This window comes from Kitasatospora sp. NPDC057965, assembly GCF_042887135.1.
Classification (GTDB): Bacteria; Actinomycetota; Actinomycetes; order Streptomycetales; family Streptomycetaceae; genus Kitasatospora.
Map to the genome: position 1 here is coordinate 53,859 of NZ_JBHVPZ010000027.1, position 17,363 is coordinate 71,221.

At 74.0% G+C, this 17,363-nt stretch carries 14 protein-coding genes; 10 read left to right on the forward strand and 4 right to left on the reverse strand.

Translation table 11 applies throughout. The features are described 5' to 3' along the window. Positions 1-109: 109 nt before the first annotated feature. On the reverse strand, positions 110-1,567 hold the full coding sequence (locus tag ACFVVU_RS29490) for an MFS transporter (RefSeq protein ID WP_387793299.1): 1,458 nt from the start codon (positions 1,565-1,567) through the stop codon (positions 110-112). 100 nt (positions 1,568-1,667) lie between these two features. Between ACFVVU_RS29490 and ACFVVU_RS29495 the strand changes: the two genes are divergently transcribed. Then, entirely contained in the window at positions 1,668-2,651 is a 984-nt protein-coding gene (locus tag ACFVVU_RS29495) for a helix-turn-helix transcriptional regulator (protein WP_387793301.1), read from the forward strand. 377 nt (positions 2,652-3,028) lie between these two features. Here ACFVVU_RS29495 and ACFVVU_RS29500 read toward each other — a convergent pair whose 3' ends face one another. After that, positions 3,029-3,745 carry a hypothetical protein gene (locus ACFVVU_RS29500; protein WP_387793303.1) on the reverse strand — a complete coding sequence of 239 codons (717 nt, stop codon included), beginning with the start codon at positions 3,743-3,745 and terminating at the stop codon, positions 3,029-3,031. A 134-nt stretch (positions 3,746-3,879) separates the two neighbouring features. Here ACFVVU_RS29500 and ACFVVU_RS29505 point away from each other — a divergent pair, with 134 nt between their 5' ends. The 7 genes from ACFVVU_RS29505 (at position 3,880) to ACFVVU_RS29535 (ending at position 12,404) form a co-directional block, all read left to right on the forward strand. Then, positions 3,880-5,109, forward strand: coding sequence for a histidine kinase (locus tag ACFVVU_RS29505; RefSeq protein WP_387793304.1), 1,230 nt, complete (start codon positions 3,880-3,882; stop codon positions 5,107-5,109). Further along, a complete protein-coding gene (locus ACFVVU_RS29510; protein ID WP_380682437.1) occupies positions 5,097-5,741 on the forward strand; it encodes a response regulator in 645 nt (214 codons plus the stop codon). The genes ACFVVU_RS29505 and ACFVVU_RS29510 overlap by 13 nt, the downstream gene beginning before the upstream one ends. Further along, entirely contained in the window at positions 5,738-6,676 is a 939-nt protein-coding gene (locus ACFVVU_RS29515; RefSeq protein WP_387793306.1) for a DUF4097 family beta strand repeat-containing protein, read from the forward strand. The genes ACFVVU_RS29510 and ACFVVU_RS29515 overlap by 4 nt, the downstream gene beginning before the upstream one ends. Before the next feature lie 191 nt (positions 6,677-6,867). Further along, complete coding sequence (dusB, locus tag ACFVVU_RS29520) at positions 6,868-8,133, forward strand: tRNA dihydrouridine synthase DusB (RefSeq protein WP_387793308.1); 1,266 nt, start codon at positions 6,868-6,870, stop codon at positions 8,131-8,133. Between the two features lie 564 nt (positions 8,134-8,697). Next, complete coding sequence (gene ppdK / locus ACFVVU_RS29525) at positions 8,698-11,406, forward strand: pyruvate, phosphate dikinase (RefSeq protein WP_387793310.1); 2,709 nt, start codon at positions 8,698-8,700, stop codon at positions 11,404-11,406. Positions 11,407-11,650: 244 nt separating this feature from the next. Further along, a complete protein-coding gene (locus tag ACFVVU_RS29530; RefSeq protein ID WP_387793312.1) occupies positions 11,651-12,193 on the forward strand; it encodes a ribonuclease domain-containing protein in 543 nt (180 codons plus the stop codon). Between the two features lie 43 nt (positions 12,194-12,236). After that, the gene (locus tag ACFVVU_RS29535; RefSeq protein WP_387793313.1) at positions 12,237-12,404 is read left to right on the forward strand and encodes a hypothetical protein; all 168 of its coding nucleotides are present in this window, start codon (positions 12,237-12,239) and stop codon (positions 12,402-12,404) included. Between the two features lie 16 nt (positions 12,405-12,420). On the opposite strand, the gene ACFVVU_RS29540 is transcribed toward ACFVVU_RS29535, so the two are convergent. Then, entirely contained in the window at positions 12,421-13,422 is a 1,002-nt protein-coding gene (locus tag ACFVVU_RS29540; protein ID WP_387793315.1) for a hypothetical protein, read from the reverse strand. Between the two features lie 109 nt (positions 13,423-13,531). On the opposite strand from ACFVVU_RS29540, the gene ACFVVU_RS29545 reads away from it, so the two are divergent. Next, positions 13,532-14,785: an ADP-ribosylglycohydrolase family protein gene (locus ACFVVU_RS29545; protein ID WP_387793317.1), complete on the forward strand. Its 1,254-nt coding sequence runs from the start codon at positions 13,532-13,534 to the stop codon at positions 14,783-14,785. An 81-nt stretch (positions 14,786-14,866) separates the two neighbouring features. Here the strand turns inward: ACFVVU_RS29545 and ACFVVU_RS29550 are convergent, their stop codons facing one another. Continuing rightward, positions 14,867-15,595: a GNAT family protein gene (locus ACFVVU_RS29550; RefSeq protein ID WP_344325279.1), complete on the reverse strand. Its 729-nt coding sequence runs from the start codon at positions 15,593-15,595 to the stop codon at positions 14,867-14,869. Positions 15,596-16,334: 739 nt separating this feature from the next. Between ACFVVU_RS29550 and ACFVVU_RS29555 the strand changes: the two genes are divergently transcribed. Then, positions 16,335-17,279, forward strand: a complete 945-nt coding sequence (locus ACFVVU_RS29555) for a PAC2 family protein (protein ID WP_387793319.1) — start codon at positions 16,335-16,337, stop codon at positions 17,277-17,279. Positions 17,280-17,363 lie beyond the last annotated feature (84 nt).

Below are 17,363 nucleotides of genomic sequence, written 5' to 3' on the forward strand. Positions count from 1 at the left end.
TTTTTTTAATACCCCCCGGGGGGGGGGGGGGGGGGGGGGGGGGGGGGGGGGCCCCCCGGGGGGGGGGGGGGCGCCCACGACGGAACCGGGGACCCAGGCGGCCCGGCCGTCAGCCGATGGAACGGGGCAGCCGGGTGGTCAGGTAGAAGATGGTGAACGAGCCCAGGAGCTGGATGCCCAGGCAGAGCGCGAGCGCGTGGGCCATGCCGAGGGTGGGGGAGAGGGCCAGGTAGAGGGAGCCCAGGGTGGCGACGCCCAGGGCGAGGCTGGACTGCTGGCTGGTGGCGAGGACCCCGCTGCCGACGCCCGCCCGGTCGGCGGGGACCTTGGAGAGGACGACGCGGAACAGCGGGGTGCCGATCAGCCCCTGGCCGATGCCGGCGAGGGCGACGCCCGGGGCCATCCGCAGCGGGGAGAAGCCGTCCGGGTCGGCGAGCACGGTGAGGGCCAGGGTGGCGAGGCCGGTGGCCTGGACAGCGGCGCCGGCGGTCAGCACCCGGCTGCCGAAGCGGCCGATCAGCCGGGGGCCGGAGAGGGAGGCGGTGAAGTAGCCGACCGCCATCGGGACCAGTGCCCACCCGGCCGCGACCGGGCCGAGGTGCAGGCCCTGCTGGAGGGAGACCGCGATGACGAACATGAAGCCGCCGAACCCGCCGAAGTAGGGCAGCGCGATGCCGAGGCCGCGCCGCATCTCGGGGATGCGCAGCAGGGTGGGCGGCACCAGCGGGGTGTCACCGCGGCGCTCGGCCCGGCGTTCGACCAGGGCGAAGGCGGTGGCGAGCACGGGGAACAGCGCGAGCAGCACCCAGGACCAGAGCGGCCAGCCGGCGGCGCGGCCCTCCATCAGCGGGACGAGCAGGGAGAGCAGGGCGGCGGTGAGCAGGAGGGTGCCCGCGATGTCGATCCTGACGGCCTGCTCGGCGCGGCTCTCCGGGACGAAGCGCAGGGCGAGCACGAGGGCCAGCAGGGCGAAGGGGACGTTCAGCAGGAAGACCGAGCGCCAGCCGCTGCCGAAGAGGTCGGCGGCGACCAGCATGCCGCCGAGCACCTGGCCGATGACCACCGAGATGCCGCCGACCGCGCCGTAGACCGAGAGCGCCCGGCCGCGCCGGGCACCGTGGGTGGCGGCGGTGATGGTGCCGAGCACCTGCGGGATGAGCAGGGCGGCCGACGCGCCCTGGGTGGCCCGGGCGGCGACCAGGGACCAGGCGTCGGGGGCGAGTCCGCAGGCGAGCGAGGTCACGGCGAAGGCGGCGGCCCCGGCGAAGAAGAGGCGGCGGCGGCCGAAGATGTCGCCCAGCCGGCCGCCGAGGACCAGCAGGACGGCAAAGGCGATGCCGTACCCGGCGGCGACCAGCTCCAGCACGGCGGGGCCGGCGGCGAGGTCGTGGTCGATGGTCGGCAGCGCGACGTTGACGATGAAGAAGTCCAGCATCGGGAGGAACGCCCCGAGCAGGACGGTGACCAGTCCGGCGGTGCCGAGGGAGGGGCCGGAGGCGGAGTGGGCGGAGGAAGTGGCTGAGGGAGCGGGCGCGAGGGGCCTGGCGGCGGTCAGTTGCTGGGGCACGGTCCTACGATCCGCCGCGTCACACCCTGGTACCAGAGTGTGCTTATCCGGGTATAAGAAGTACCTGGAAACAGGATGGCGAGTGGCGCATCCTGGTGGAATGAGTCTGACCACCGTCACGGCAAGCGCGGCCGCGGCCAACACCGTCGCCGGATCCACCATCGCCGGATCCACCGTCGTGGAAACCACCGTCGTGGAAACCACCGGCAAGGCGCCCGCCGATCCGCGGCGGCAGCAGCTGGCGGCGTTCCTCCGCAACCGCCGGGAGCGGATCACCCCCGAGCAGGTGGGGCTGCCGCTGACCGGCCGGCGGCGCACGCCGGGGCTGCGCCGCGAGGAGGTGGCGCAGCTCGCCGCCGTCGGCGTCACCTGGTACACATGGCTGGAGCAGGGGCGCGAGATCCAGGTGTCCATCCAGGTGCTGGACGCCGTGGCGCGCGCCCTGCTGCTCGACCCGAGCGAGCGGGCCCATCTGTTCACGCTGGCCGGGGCGGAGGACCCGGTGCCGGTGCGGGAGTGTCTGACCGTGACCCCGAGCATCCGGCTGACCCTGGACCGGATGGCGCCCTACCCGGCCGCGGTGATCAACTCCCGCTACGACGTGCTGGCCTGCAACGCCCAGTACACCGGGATCGTCGGCGACCTGGAGGCGCTGCCCCCGGAGGACCGCAACCTGATGTGGCTGGCGTTCACCCCCTCGCGCTTCCGTGACGTGCTGGTGGACCACGAGGACGAGCGCGAGGTCATGGTGGCCCGGTTCCGCTCCGGGATGGGCGACCACGGGGGCGAGCCCGCCTGGCGGACGCTGCTCGGCCGGCTGCGCCAGGCCTCCCCGGCGTTCGACGAGGCCTGGCAGCGGCACGACGTGCTGCGGCCGGGGAACGGCCTGAAGCGCTTCCTGCTCCCGGAGGTGGGCCTGCTGCGCTTCGACTACACGAGCTTCTGGCTGGGGCCGTTGCAGGGCCCGCGGATGGTCGTCTACACCCCGAAGGACGAGGAGACCGCCGCGCTGGTGACCCGACTGCCCACCGGGCTGCCGTCGGCCGGCGCCGCGACGCCGGCCCCGGCGGTGCCGGCCCGCTGACGGCCGCCGGGGGCGGGCCAGCCCGAGCGCCAGGCAGAGTGCGGCGAGCGGGAGTTCGACGCAGCTCGCCATCATCAGCGCGGCGAGCGCCTCGGCGCCCGGGGCGGCCGTGGCGATGTCGACCAGGGCGTCGCCGGCGAGCAGCAGGGCGACCACGGCGGCGGGCACGACGGCGCCCGGCCGGCGGTGGCGCAGCACGGCGTCCAGCCGGAGCAGGGCGGCGAACTGACAGAGGTCGAGGACGACCCACGCCGTCTCGCCGGCGGCCGCGAGCACCGCGACCCAGGGCAGCAGCGCGAAGGCGGCGAAGACGGGCACCCGTGCGGCGACCGGGGCGAGCGACGGGAGGGCGGGGCGGGCGGACATGACGGCGGTGCTCATCGGACGTCCTCCGGCTCCGTCACGAGGGCGCGGGCGTCGTGGGTCGCGCGGACGGCGCGGACGGCGCGCACCCGGGTCAGCGGGGACCGCTCGGACCCGGCCCCGCCGGCCGGCTCGACGAGCACGCCGTCGAAGACGCCCTCGGCCCAGGCGAGCCAGAACTCCCCGGCGACGGTGACCACCTCGCCCGCCACGACCACCGGCGCGGGCCGCCCCGGCAGCCGGAGCAGCCGCCCGCCGGTGAACCCGACGGCCGGGGCGGCGGCACCGCTGGGCAGCCGCCCCCAGGCGAGCCCGTGCCGGGTGCGCCGCCGCCCGCCCGTCCGCGCACCGGCACCGGTACCGGCAGCGGTCCAGGCGCGGGCGCCGCGCAGCAGCCCGCGGCCGAGCCGGGCGGCGACCACCACGTCCACCAGCTCGCCGTGCTCGTACACCTCCAGCGCCGCCCGCCCACGCCCGGCCGGAACGCTGCGCACCGACCACGGCCCGACCGGCGCGACCGGGCCGACCGGCGGCTCGAACCCGTCGAAGTCGAGCAGGTCGGGCCCGCCGAACCCGCCGAACCCGCCGAACCCGTCGAAGAAGCCGCCCGGCCCGACCGGCAGCCGGCCCTCGGCCTGGACGACGGCGGCGGCGACGGCGGCCGAGGCGGTGCCGTGGGCCGGACGCCGTCCGTGCGGCGGGGTGGCGGAGTTCGATGCGCTGCTCATCATGCCGTCAAGACTCGTCTTCGGCGGCCGTGTTGTCGGTAGTGCGCCGATCCGAATCGGGGGTGTACCTAGCTTCACCATTTCTCGGCAGCCCCCTTCATGGTGACGCTTGATCACTTCGCTCTAGGCTGTCCGCCATGTCCTCCACGAAGCCGCGCCGCGCGTTCGCCAGGAGCGCCGTCAGGCCCCCGTGGTCGGCGGCGGTCTGGCGGGACACCCGGTTCCTCGCCGCCGGGATCCCGCTCGCCCTGCCCGCCTGGATGCTGGTCGTCACCCCGAAGGTGCAGCTGATCGCCCTGGGCGTGATCCTGCTCTCCATCCGCCCGCTCACCACCGCGCAGCGCGGCCGGCTGCGCGCGCTGCGCGGGGTGGAGATCCCGCCGCTGCTGCGGCACGCCGGGATGCCGGCCGGCCTGCTCACCAGGCTGAGGACCGCCGTCAGTTGGCGGCAGGTGGGCTACCACCTGGTGGTCGGCCCGTTGGTCGCGCTCGCCGGGACCACCGTCGTGTACGGCTGGGGCGCGGCCCTGGCGGCCTCGACGGTCTTCGGCTGGGCCTGGCTGATGCCGGCCGGCTCACCGGTCCACGGGCAGTGGGCCAAGCTGGACGTCACGCTCACCGTCGTCGGCCTGCTGCTGCTCGTGGTGCTGCCCGCGGCGGCCGGCCTGCTGGCCTGGCTGGACGAGGCGATCGCGGTGCGGATGCTCGGCCCGGGACGCACCGCCGAGCTGGAGCACCGGATCGAGGAAGTGGTCGAGAGCCGGGCCGGACTGGTCGACGCGGTCGACGCCGAGCGCCGCCGGATCGAGCGGGACCTGCACGACGGCACCCAGCAGCGGCTCACCTCGCTCGCCATGAACCTCGGTCTGGCCCGCCGCACCCTCAAGGACGTCCCGCCCGAGGCGATGCAGGTGATCGTCGAGGCGCACCAGGAGGCCCAGGCGGCCATCGACGAGCTGCGCGACCTGGTCCGCGGGCTGCACCCGGCCGTCCTGGAGGACCGCGGGCTGGACGCGGCGCTCTCCGGGATCGCCGCCCGGGCCCCGCTGCCGGTCCGGCTGGACGTCGAGCTGGCCGAGCGGATAGCACCGACCGTCGAGGCGGTCGCCTACTTCACCGTCTCCGAGGCGCTGACCAACGTCGCCAAGCACGCCCGGGCCACCCGGGCGGACGTCTCGGTGCGGACGGCCGGCGGCAGGCTGCGCCTGGTCGTCAGCGACGACGGCGTGGGCGGCGCGGACTCCTCGCGCGGCACCGGACTGACCGGTCTGCGCCAGCGCACCGCCTCGGTCGACGGGTCCCTGTCCGTGCTCAGCCCCGTCGGGGGCCCGACCACCATCACCGTGGAGTTGCCGTGCGTGCTGTGATCGCCGAGGATTCCGTCCTGCTCAGGGTCGGCCTGGTCAAGGTCCTGGAGGCGGTGGGCTACGAGGTGGCCGCCGCCGTCGGGGACGCCGAGGAACTGCTCGCCGCGGTGCAGGAGCACCGCCCGCAGGTGGTGGTGGCCGACGTCCGGATGCCGCCCGGCTACACGGACGAGGGGGTGCGGGCCGCACTGCTGATCCGCCGGCAGTGGCCGGAGGTGGCGGTGCTGCTGCTCTCCCAGTTCGTGGAGGAGCGGTACGCCGCGGACCTGCTGACCAGCAACACCAGCGGCGTCGGCTACCTGCTCAAGCAGCGGGTGGCCAACGTCGACGACTTCGTGGACGCGCTGCAGCGGGTCGCCGAGGGCGGTACCGCGCTGGACCCGGAGGTGGTCGCCCAGCTGCTGGTGCGCCGTCACCGCGATCCGCTGGAGCGGCTGACCCCGCGCGAGCGGGACGTGCTCGCGCTGATGGCCGAGGGCCGCTCGAACGCCGCCATCGCCGCCGCCCTGGTGGTCAGCGACAGCGCGGTGGCCAAGCACATCAACTCGATCTTCGCCAAGCTCGACCTTCCGCCCGCCGACGAGAGCCACCGGCGGGTGCTTGCGGTGCTGCGCTTCCTGGAGGTGGGATGACGATGACGACGGCGGGGACGACGGCCACCGGGCCGGCGGGGGCGGCGCCGGGCGGGGCGTCGGCCGACGCGCGGGGGCGGGCGCCGGAGCCGGCCCGCCGCACCCGCGGCCGCCGGATCTGGCGGCTGCTCGGCACACTCGCGCTCCTCGTGGTGCTGGTCGTCGGCTTCGTGCAGACCTGGGCGATGGCCGTGCAGCAGCGCACCCGCTCGGAGCGGTCCTACCCGGTCGCGGTGACCAAGGTGCGGCTGGACACGGGCAACGCCACGGTCCGGATCCGCCACGGGCAGGAGGGCCGGGTGGTGGTGCGCGAGTACCTGAACTGGAAGATCCGGATGCCGGTGGTCACGACGCAGCTCGACCAGGACCTGCTCGACGTCCGGATGCGCTGCGACCAGGTGCTGTCGGCGGTCGGGGACTTCGGCTGCGGTGCGGTGATCGAGCTGGACGTGCCCCCCGGGGTCGCGGTGACCGGCAAGCTGTCCAGTGGAAGCGTCCACGTCGCGGGGGTGGCGGGTGAGATCAGTCTGCTCTCCACCTCGGGCGAGATCCTGCTGAGCGACGTGTCCGGCCCGGTGACCGTGCGCACCACCTCCGGTTCGGTACGCGGCAGCCACCTCACCTCCTCGGACGTCAACGTCGCCGCGACCTCGGGTTCGATGGAACTGGGCTTCGCCGCCGTCCCGAGGATCGTGGACATCGGGGTGACCTCCGGGTCGGTGGCGCTGGGCCTGCCCAAGGGATCCCGCTACGACTTCGACGGCGGGGCGTCCCCGCTGGCGCGCGGCAACATCGACCCGGCGCTGGCCGACCGCTCCAGCCCGAACAAGATCCGGGTCTCGGTCAGCTCCGGCTCGGTGTCGGTCTTCGCAAAGGACGCCGACGACGACGAGTGGCCCCGATGGATACCCCCGATGAGTCCCCCCGAGCAGTGACCCCGAGGGGTGACCCCGAGCAGTGACCCCGAGGGGTGACCCCGAGCAGTGACCCCGAGGGGTGGCCCGAGGGGTGAGCCCGCGAGGGCCGGTCCGCCGCCGGGCGGCCCGGGAACGAGGGCCCCGGGCGGCTCGGCCGGGTGGGGGACAATGAAGAGTCCCCCACCCGCCGTCCCCGAGGTCAGCCGCGCATGACAGTCCCGCCCGCACCCATCGAGCCGAGCACCGCGACGGCCACCGCGACGGTCACCGGAACCGGCCCGGCCGACGGCGGCACCACCGCGTCGGCCACGGCGACGGCCGCCGCCCCCGCCGCCGGCGCCGAGTTCGCGCCGCTGTCCATCGGCCCGCTGGAGGTCTGGCCGCCCGTGGTGCTGGCCCCGATGGCCGGCATCACCAACGCGCCGTTCCGCACCCTGTGCCGTGAGCAGAGCGGCGGCAAGGGCCTCTACGTCTCCGAGATGATCACCACCCGGGCCCTGGTCGAGCGCAACGCCAAGACGATGCAGCTGATCAAGTTCGACCCGAGCGAGAAGCCGCGCTCGATCCAGCTGTACGGGGTGGACCCGGTGACCGTCGGCAAGGCGGCCCGGATGATCGCCGACGAGGGCCTGGCCGACCACATCGACCTCAACTTCGGCTGCCCCGTCCCCAAGGTGACCCGCAAGGGCGGCGGCTCCGCGCTGCCGTACAAGCGCAACCTGCTGCGCGAGATCCTGCGCGAGGCGGTGGCCAACGCCGGTGACCTGCCGGTCACCATGAAGATGCGCAAGGGCATCGACGACGACCACCTCACCTTCCTGGACGCCGGCCGGATCGGCGCCGAGGAGGGCGTCTCGGCGATCGCCCTGCACGGCCGCACCGCCGCCCAGCACTACGGCGGCACCGCCGACTGGTCGGCGATCGCCCGGCTGCGCGAGGCCGTCCCGGCCGGGATCCCGGTGCTCGGCAACGGGGACATCTGGTCGGCGGACGACGCGCTGCGGATGATGCGCGAGACCGGCTGCGACGGCGTGGTGGTCGGCCGCGGCTGCCTGGGCCGGCCGTGGCTGTTCAAGGACCTGGTGGCGATCTTCGAGGGCGAGGTGGACTACGCCCGCCCGACCTTCGCCGACGTGGCGCGGGCGATGGTCCGGCACGCGCAGCTGCTCGGCGAGTGGCTGGGCGACGAGGCCCGCGGCGTGATCGACTTCCGCAAGCACGTCGCCTGGTACACCAAGGGCTTCTCGGTGGGCTCGGAACTGCGGGTGAAGCTGGCCAACTCCTCCTCGCTCGCCGAACTGGCCGAAACCCTCGCCCTGGTGGAGCAGTCGCAGTCCTGGCCGGCCGGTGCGGACGGTCCGCGCGGGCGGACCAGCGGCAACAACCGGGTCGTCCTGCCGGAAGGCTGGTTGGACGATCCGTACGACTGTGCCCGACCGGGCGAGGATGCCGAATCGGATACCTCTGGCGGCTGACCTATACGCTTCGGCAGAAATGGCCCCTTGGGGTCGACTGCCACTACGGCCCAGCCCTCTTTGCCAATCTGGCCAAGAGGGCTCCTTTTTGGCAGTCGGATATTACGGAGCGGACTCATTTCTGGACGCAGTGCGACGATGGGCGGAGCGGCTCTACGTTCGAACGCTGAGATGCGCCCGTGACGCTGGCCACATACCCTGGCGGTCGGAGGTGGCCGACAGGACGAAATGAACAAGTCGGGGGCGGATCGCTTCCCGAAGGGGAGTAGCGGCGGATCGGGCGCTGAGGGTGCAGGAAATCAAGCCGGTCCGTCAGGCCGGTGGGTCCGTGGCTACGGTGCGTCCCCGTGATGTGATCTTCCGGTTTCGCCGCCTTCAAGACTTGAACACTCGCTAGCGTCAGCCGGACGATTTCACCACCAGAGGTGAACGCCATTCAGTGCATTCGATCTAGCGGGTTACTTGCCGATCCTGGCGACGTACGCCCTATTGGCGGCGCGGAAGCGCCTTCGAAATGGGTATGTTCTCCGGCGTCAGGGCAACCGTGTGCGAGGAGACCGACCCGTGGCGTCCCAGCAGAAGTTTGTTTACTCCTTCACTGAAGGAAACAAGGACCTCAAGGATCTTCTTGGCGGTAAGGGCGCGAACCTGGCCGAGATGACCAACCTGGGCCTCCCGGTCCCTCCGGGGTTCACCATCACCACCGAGGCCTGCAAGGTCTTCCTGGAGACCGGCAGCGAGCCCACCTCCCTGCACGAGGAGATCAGCGCCCACCTGGACGCCCTCGAGCAGACGATGGGCAAGAAGCTCGGCCAGGCCGACGACCCGCTGCTCGTCTCGGTGCGTTCGGGCGCCAAGTTCTCCATGCCCGGCATGATGGACACGGTCCTGAACATCGGCCTCTCCGACGCCTCGGTGGCCGGCCTGGCCGCGCAGTCCGGCAACGAGCGCTTCGCCTGGGACTCCTACCGCCGCCTGGTCCAGATGTTCGGCAAGACCGTGCTGGGCGTCGACGGCGAGCTGTTCGAGGAGGCCCTGGACGAGGCCAAGCACGCCAAGGGCACCGTCAACGACCTGGACCTGGACGCCGGCGACCTGAAGCGTCTGGTCGAGGTGTTCAAGGGCATCGTCGAGCGCGAGACCGGCCGGGCCTTCCCGCAGGAGCCGCGCGAGCAGATGGACCTCGCCGTCCACGCCGTCTTCCACTCCTGGAACGGCGACCGGGCCCGGCTCTACCGCCGCCAGGAGCGCATCCCGAACGACCTGGGCACCGCGGTCAACATCTGCACCATGGTCTTCGGCAACCTCGGCGAGGACTCCGGCACCGGTGTCGCCTTCACCCGCGACCCCTCCACCGGCACCCAGGGCGTCTACGGCGACTACCTGTCCAACGCCCAGGGCGAGGACGTCGTCGCCGGCATCCGCAACACCCTGCCGCTGTCGGAGCTGGAGAAGCTCGACAAGAAGTCGTACGACGAGCTGATGACCATCATGCAGACGCTCGAGAACCACTACCGCGACCTCTGCGACATCGAGTTCACCATCGAGCGCGGCAAGCTCTGGATGCTCCAGACCCGGGTCGGCAAGCGCACCGCCGCGGCCGCCTTCCGGATCGCCGTCCAGCTGGTCGACCAGGGTCTGATCGACCTGGACGAGGCCCTGATGCGGGTCACCGGCGGTCAGCTCTCCCAGCTGATGTTCCCGCGCTTCGCCCCGAACACCGAGTCCAAGCAGATCGCCTGGGGCCTCGCCGCCTCGCCCGGCGCCGCGATCGGCAAGATCGTCTTCGACTCCTACACCGCCGTGAAGTGGTCGCGCTCCGGCGAGAAGGTCATCCTGGTCCGCCGGGAGACCAACCCGGACGACCTGGACGGCATGATCGCCGCCGAGGGCATCCTCACCTCGCGCGGCGGCAAGACCTCGCACGCCGCCGTCGTCGCCCGCGGCATGGGCAAGACCTGTGTCTGCGGCGCCGAGGAGCTGGAGGTCGACACCAAGCGCCGCCGGATGACCACCGCCGACGGCCTGGTACTGGAGGAGGGCGACGTCGTCTCCATCGACGGCGCGACCGGCAAGGTCTACCTCGGTGAGGTCCCCGTGCTGCCCTCCCCGGTGGTCGAGTACTTCGAGGGCACCCTGCACGCCGGTGCCGACGTCCAGGGCGGCCTGGTCCAGGCCGTGCACCGGCTGATGTCGCACGCCGACGTCCGCCGCCGGCTCGCCGTGCGGGCCAACGCCGACAACGCCGAGGACGGCTCGCGCGCCCGCCGCTACGGCGCCCAGGGCATCGGCCTGTGCCGCACCGAGCACATGTTCCTCGGCGAGGAGCGCCGCAAGGAGGTCGAGCACCTGATCCTCGCGGACAACGACAAGGACCGCGAGCAGGCGCTCTCCACCCTGCTGCCGATGCAGAAGGGCGACTTCGTCGAGCTCTTCCAGGCGCTGGACGGCCTGCCCGTCACCGTCCGCCTGCTCGACCCGCCGCTGCACGAGTTCCTCCCGGACATCACCGAGCTGTCGGTGCGCGTCGCCCTCGCCGAGGCCCGCAAGGACCCCAACGAGAACGACCTGCGGCTGCTCCAGGCGGTGCACAAGCTGCACGAGCAGAACCCGATGCTCGGCCTGCGCGGCGTGCGGCTGGGCCTGGTCATCCCCGGCCTGTTCGGCATGCAGGTGCGCGCCATCGCCGAGGCCGCCGCCGAGCGCAAGCTGGCCGGCGGGGACCCGCGCCCCGAGGTCATGATCCCGCTGGTCGGCACCGTCCAGGAGCTGGAGCTGGTCCGCGACGAGTGCGAGCGCGTGCTCGCCGAGGTCGCCCAGTCCACCGGCGTCCAGCTGGACATCAAGCTGGGCACCATGATCGAGCTGCCGCGCGCCGCCGTCACGGCCGGCCAGATCGCCGAGGCCGCCGAGTTCTTCTCCTTCGGCACCAACGACCTCACCCAGACGGTCTGGGGCTTCTCCCGCGACGACGTCGAGGCCTCCTTCTTCACCGCCTACCTGGAGAAGGGCATCTTCGGGGTCTCGCCCTTCGAGACCATCGACCGCGATGGCGTCGGCTCGCTCGTCAAGCACGCCGTCGAGGCCGGCCGGGCCACCCGCCCCGACCTCAAGCTCGGCGTCTGCGGCGAGCACGGCGGCGACCCGGACTCGGTCCACTTCTTCCACCAGGTGGGGCTGGACTACGTCTCCTGCTCCCCCTTCCGGATCCCGGTGGCGCGCCTTGAGGCCGGCCGCGCCGCCATCGAGTCGGCGGGCAGCGACTCGCGCTGACGCCGGGGGCTCTGAGCCCCCGGCGCGGCCGGAATCGCTGACCGCGTCCCCTCCATCGGGGAGGGGCGTACACCGGAGCTCGGCGCAGGAGAACCGGCGTACGTGAAGCGGCCGGGGTGGGAACGGACAACGGCGTCCGTACCCGCCCCGGCCGTGCGCGTTCCCCCGCCCGGCGCCCGGATGTGGCGGCGGCCACATGTGTGGCTGGCCGCGGGCGGGGCCGCCGACTGCCAAGCTGGAGCGCATGACCAGCAAGAACCGCCTGTGGACCGTCCTCGCCGTCCTGCTCTGCGCGATCGCCGCCGCAGTCGGCTACGTGGTGTCCGACGACACCGGCGACGGCACCTCCAAGGCCGCCGCGACCTCCACCGGCCCGGCCTCCGCGTCGAGCGGCCCGTCGGCCCCCAAGCCGACCGCGCCCAAGTCCGGCACGCCCAAGCCCTCCGCCCCGGCCACCCCGCCCCCGAGCGCCGCGGCCACCGGCTGGGTGCCGACCGACCCGGCGATGGCCGACGTCTGCCGCACCACGCTGCCCGGCCAGGCCCTCGACACCCTGGGCCTGATCGCCAAGGGCGGACCGTACCCCTACCGCTCGGACGGCATCGTCTTCGAGAACCGGGAGAACCGCCTCCCGCGCAAGGCCTCCGGCTACTACCACGAGTTCACCGTCGTCACCCCCGGTTCCGGGGACCGCGGCGCACGCCGCGTGGTGACCGGCGACTCCGGCGAGCAGTACTGGACCGCCGACCACTACGGCACCTTCCAGGAGATCGACGCCCGCTGCTGAACCCCCGGGGTGCGGACAGCCGTCCCCGTCGGCGGGGGTTACCGTGAAGCGCCGCGCGGGGGCGCGGACGTCGCTCGGCACCTGGTACACCGTCCAGACGGCCTACCAGGAGCAGCTCATCGGCCGGAACGAGGCCGGCCTGCAGGCGGTCAAGGAGAGGTCGGCGCAGCGCGTCGCGGCGGCCCGGAAGCTGCTCGGCCAGGGGTGGTGAGGGAGGACCGCGCCGGTCAGCGGGCCCGGCGCCAGGTGATCCGGGCGTGCGGTCCGTGCGGGCCGCCCGCGAGGAGCACCGCCAGCTCGTGCAGTACCGGGCCCGGGTCGCGGCGCAGCTGGACGGGCGTGGTGCGGACGACCGGCAGGCCGGCGGCGGTCAGCCGGTTGGCGCGGGTCAGGCTCCGCTCGTGGTCGGCCGGGCGCAGGTGCCAGGCCCGGGAGTCGATCTCCAGCGCGACGCAGGCCTGCGGCCAGTAGGCGTCCGGGACGGCCAGGAACCGTCCGTCCAGGTAGAGCGGCGGGTTCCAGAGCGGCTCGGGCAGTCCGGCGCCGTGCACCGCGTCCCGTGCCTCGCCCTCGACCACCGAGCGCACCCCGGCCGTCAGCTCCTCCACCACCGCGGCCAGCCGGGGCAGCGCGCGGGCGTCCGGCCGGGCGAGCAACTGGTCGAGCAGCTCGCCGAGTTCGCAGTGCCGGCGCTGGACGGCCTCGGCGCACAGGGCGCGGAACCGGTGCCGTCCGCTCTCCCTGGGCGCGAGGTCGGCCAGCGCCCGGGCGACCGAGGTGCTCCAGAGCCCGTCGTCGCGCTGGAAGCCGCCGGGCATCGCCCCGCCGGCCCGGTGGATGCGCACGAACCCCCGGTCGGCGACCCGGCGCCGAGCGGGGATCAGCACGTCCACCTCAGCGAGGTCGGCCGGGTGCCCGGCCGAGGGCAGCCCGGCGTCGGCGAGCACGGCCGCCCCGGTGAGCAGCACCTGCCCGCCGGACGGCACGGCCGGCCCCTTGGGCCCCGCGTAGGCGAGGGCGGCCCGCAGCCGCTGGTGGGCCGTCAGCCGCCCGGTCTGCAGGCAGATCACCCGCGGCAGCACCCGCTGCCACGGCCCGCCGGCCCGCAGCCGGTGCGCGATGGTTCCTGACGGCACGCCGAGCCCGCGCAGCTGGGCGCGGGTGACGATGTGCTGCTGGTCGGCGCCGAGCAGCAGCAGCGGGTCGAGGAGGGAGCCGGCGCTGGTCATGCCCGGGTGGTTCCCACCCGGGTCGGGGGTATGCGGAACATCGCCCGCTGGGGGCTGCCCGGTCAAACCAGGTTGACGCGGGACGGCGGGCGGGGTGGGCTTGCCCCCGATGACAACTCCTCACACCGGCCCGGCGTTCGACGCGCTCAACGGCCTTTCCGTGGGCGACGCTCTCGGCGCCCAGTTCTTCGTTCCCGCCACCGCCCGCACCCACCTCGCCGCCCGCACCCTCCCGCCCGGTCCCTGGCCGTGGACCGACGACACCGAGATGGCGTGCTCGGTGTACGCCGCGCACACCGAGCGCGGCGAGATCGACGTGTTCGACCTCACCCACGCGTTCGCCCGGCGGCACGACTTCGACCGCGGCTACGGCCCGTCCGCCAACCGCCTGCTGCGGTTGATCAGGGAGGGCGGTGACGCGAAGGCGCTGGCCGCCGGGCAGTTCGACGGCCGGGGCTCGTACGGCAACGGCGCCGCGATGCGGGTCGCCCCGCTCGGGGCGGCGTACGCGGACGACCCGGGCGCGGTGGTCGGGCCGGCCGCCGACACCGCGCTGGTCACGCACACCCACCCGCAGGCCGTGGACGGCGCGATCGCCGTCGCCGTGGCCGCGGCGTACGCCGTGCGCGCCCGTAGCGAGAGCATGACGCCGTTGGGCTTCCTGGAGTCGGTGCGGGACCTCACCCCGTTCGGGGCGGTGCGCGACGGCCTGACCGAGGCGGCCGACCTGCTCGCCGAGCCGGACCTCGTGGTCGCGGCCCGGATCCTCGGCAACGGCAGCCGGACCAGCGCCGCCGACACCGTCCCGTACGCGCTGTGGTGCGCGGCCCGCCGGCTCACCGACTACCCGGCGGCGATCTGGGAAGCCGTGTCCGCCGGCGGGGACGCCGACACCGTCGCCGCGATCACCGGCGGCGTGGTCGCCGCGCACACCGGGACGGCCGGCATCCCGGCCGCCTGGGCGGCCGCCCGCGAGCCGCTGCCCGGCTGGGCGTTCCCCGAGCCGGGCGGCGTCGCGAGGGCGACGGACCGCGAATTCCTGAAGCCGGTCCGGTTGCCGCGCCCCTGCCCCGTCCCGGACGTGATCTGGAGCGAGCAGCAGTGGCAGCGGATCCGGTACGGCCTGCGGGCGAAGGAGATGGAGCAGAAGTGGGAGTCCTGCACCGCCGAGGGTGTGCTCCACCTGCACCGCAGCTGGACCGGCTACGAGGCGTGGGCGGTCCGGGTGGCACCCGTGCCGGGAGGCGGCTGGCGCCCGGTGTCGGCCGTGGAGGAGACACACCCCGGGTACGTCGGGGCTCCGCTCGGAGCGGACTACCTCCGTGACGTCCTCGGCCTGGCCGCCATGGGCTACTCCTCCTGACCGCCGCGCCCGCAGCGGCCGCCGTCCGCCGCGCCCGCCGCCCGCGGTGGACGGCGGGCAGCGGGCAGCGGGTGGCGGGTCTCAGGCGGTGATCAGGTGCCCGGCGCCGCCGCCGTGTCTAAGGCACTCCTGGTTGATCGCCGGATCCGGGGCGCTCGGCGAGGTGGCGGCGGCGATCCGCAGCTCGATGATGTCCCGGACGGCCGGCCACTCGCTGTCCAGGATCGAGTAGAACGCGGTCGACCGGACCACCCCGTCCAGCCCGCGCGAGTGCGCCCGGCGGACGCCCTCGGAGGTCGCCCCGAGCCGCTCGATGGCGGTGCGCGAGCGCAGGTTGCGGGCGTCGGCGCGCAGTGAGATCCGCTGCACGCCCCACGCCTCGAAGGCGTGCCGGAGCATCAGCAGCTTGGCCTCGGTGTTGATGCCGGTGCCCTGGGCCCGCGGGGACAGCCAGGTGTTGCCGATCTCGGCGGCGTCCGGGACGGCGGTGTCCGGGTCGCCGAACGGCACACCCGGCACCGGCGGCCAGACCAGCGGTCCCTGCCAGTAGTCGAGTTCCAGGAACCGGGTGGAGCCCACCACCCGGCCGTCGGCCTGGTTCACCGTGGCGAACGGCAGCGACCGGCCGGCGGCCTGGTCGGCCAGCGCGCGCGCGATGTACTCCCGGGCCGCTTCCAGGCCGTGCGGGACGGGGGTGAAGGCGTAGGTCGTACGGTCCTCGGCGCCGGCCTTGGCGATGGCCTCGGCGTGGTGCGCGGCGAGGGGCTCCAGCCGCACGGTGCGGCCGGTGAGGATGACAGGTACGGGCACGGAACCTTCGGTCCTTCATCGGTCGGAGGGTGCTGGCCCGTGCCGGGGTGCGGCGCGGGCGAGCGATGACTGGTTCGCCCCGCCCCGAGTGCGCCCACCGGTGCCCGCGCACGCCGGAGGCCGGTCGAGCGGGGCGGGGAGCGACGGCCCGGAGACGGGCAGCGCGGTGCCGGAACGGACACGGGTCCACGGACCGGTCCGGCGGGATGAGCGAGGGGACAGTGTGCGTCCGCGAGATGGCCGAAGAGGAAACGAGAGCGCGAAGGGAAGCAGGCGGCCAGGTGAAGGCAAGATGCGTCGTGGGTGGCTGGCCGAGCACCGGTCCGGGACGTGGTCGACGGCGTTACGGACGACGTGACGACGACGCGACGATGCGAGGCAGCGAGAGGACGATACCCGTAAGAAGTCGGTGCGTCACTTCGCGGCACACGAATGGCCCCCGGGGCGGCGCCCGGACGGGCCGCCGAGGCCGTTCGCACCCCCTTGACCAGGGACTTTTCCGGTGAGTGCGATCATGGTCCGGCCGGCCCGCCGAGCAGTCGGCCGGACGGTCCGCGAGCAGCCCGCCGGGCGGCCCGCCGCGGGCGGTCCGGGCAAACGGGCCCGCCCCGCCGGGAATTCCGGCGGCGCCCCGCACGCTGGACGAGGAGAGCCGGGCACGAGCCCCCGCGCGCGCCGACGCACGGGGGAGCGGCCGCGGCGAACCGCGACGAGGAGAGAAACGGGGTGTGGGTGAGCGGTGCGTGATCCCCAGGCGCTGTACGAGCTGGACCAGCAGGGGGTGGCCGCGGTGGCCACGGCGAGGGCCGCGCTGGCGGACACCGGCGCCGGCCTGGTGCTGCTCCACCACTTCGAGGGCTTCATGGACGCCGGCGAGGCGGGCGCCCAGGTGGTCGCCCACCTGCTGGAGACGGGGGACCCGCAGGTGGTGGCCCGCTTCGACCACGACCGTCTGGTGGACTACCGGGCCCGTCGCCCCGCGATGGTCTTCGACCGCGAGCACTGGGCGTCCTACGAGCCGCCGGAGATCCTGCTCCAGCTCGTCCACGACACGGCCGGCTCGCCGTTCCTGCTGCTCAGCGGGCCCGAGCCGGACGTCGAGTGGGAGCGCTTCGCCGCGGCCGTCCGCGAGCTGGTCGAGCGCTTCGACGTGCGGCTGGCCCTCGACTTCCACGGCATCCCGATGGGCGTGCCGCACACCCGCCCGGTCGGCCTGACGCCGCACGGCAACCGGCTGGACCTCGCGGCCGGCTACCCGCAGTGGTTCGAGCAGGCCCAGGTGCCGGGCAGCGCCCAGGCGCTGCTGGAGTACCGCCTCGCCGAGGCCGGGCACGACGTGCTGGGCTTCGCCGTGCACGTGCCGCACTACGTGGCGCGCTCGGCGTACCCGGCGGCCGCGGTGATGATCCTGGAGGCGGTGCAGTCCGCGACCGGGCTGGTGCTGCCCGGCACCCCGCTGCGCGAGCGGGTCGACGTGGTGTACGCCGACATCGAGGAGCAGCTGGCGCAGGGGGACGGCGAGCTGCGCTCGGCGATCCGCGGCATGGAGGGCCAGTACGACGCGGTGGCCGGCGCCGAGGACCGGGAGAGCCTGCTGGCCGAGCCGGTGGACCTGCCGTCGGCGGACGAGCTGGGCCGGCGCTTCGAGCAGTTCCTGGCCGAGCACGAGCGAGGCCCGGAGTAGCGACCGGCGCGGGGAGCGCGGCGGAGGCCGGAGCGGCGGGCGGAGCGGAAATTCGCGGCTCCGGGCGGGATCGATAGCGCGCGC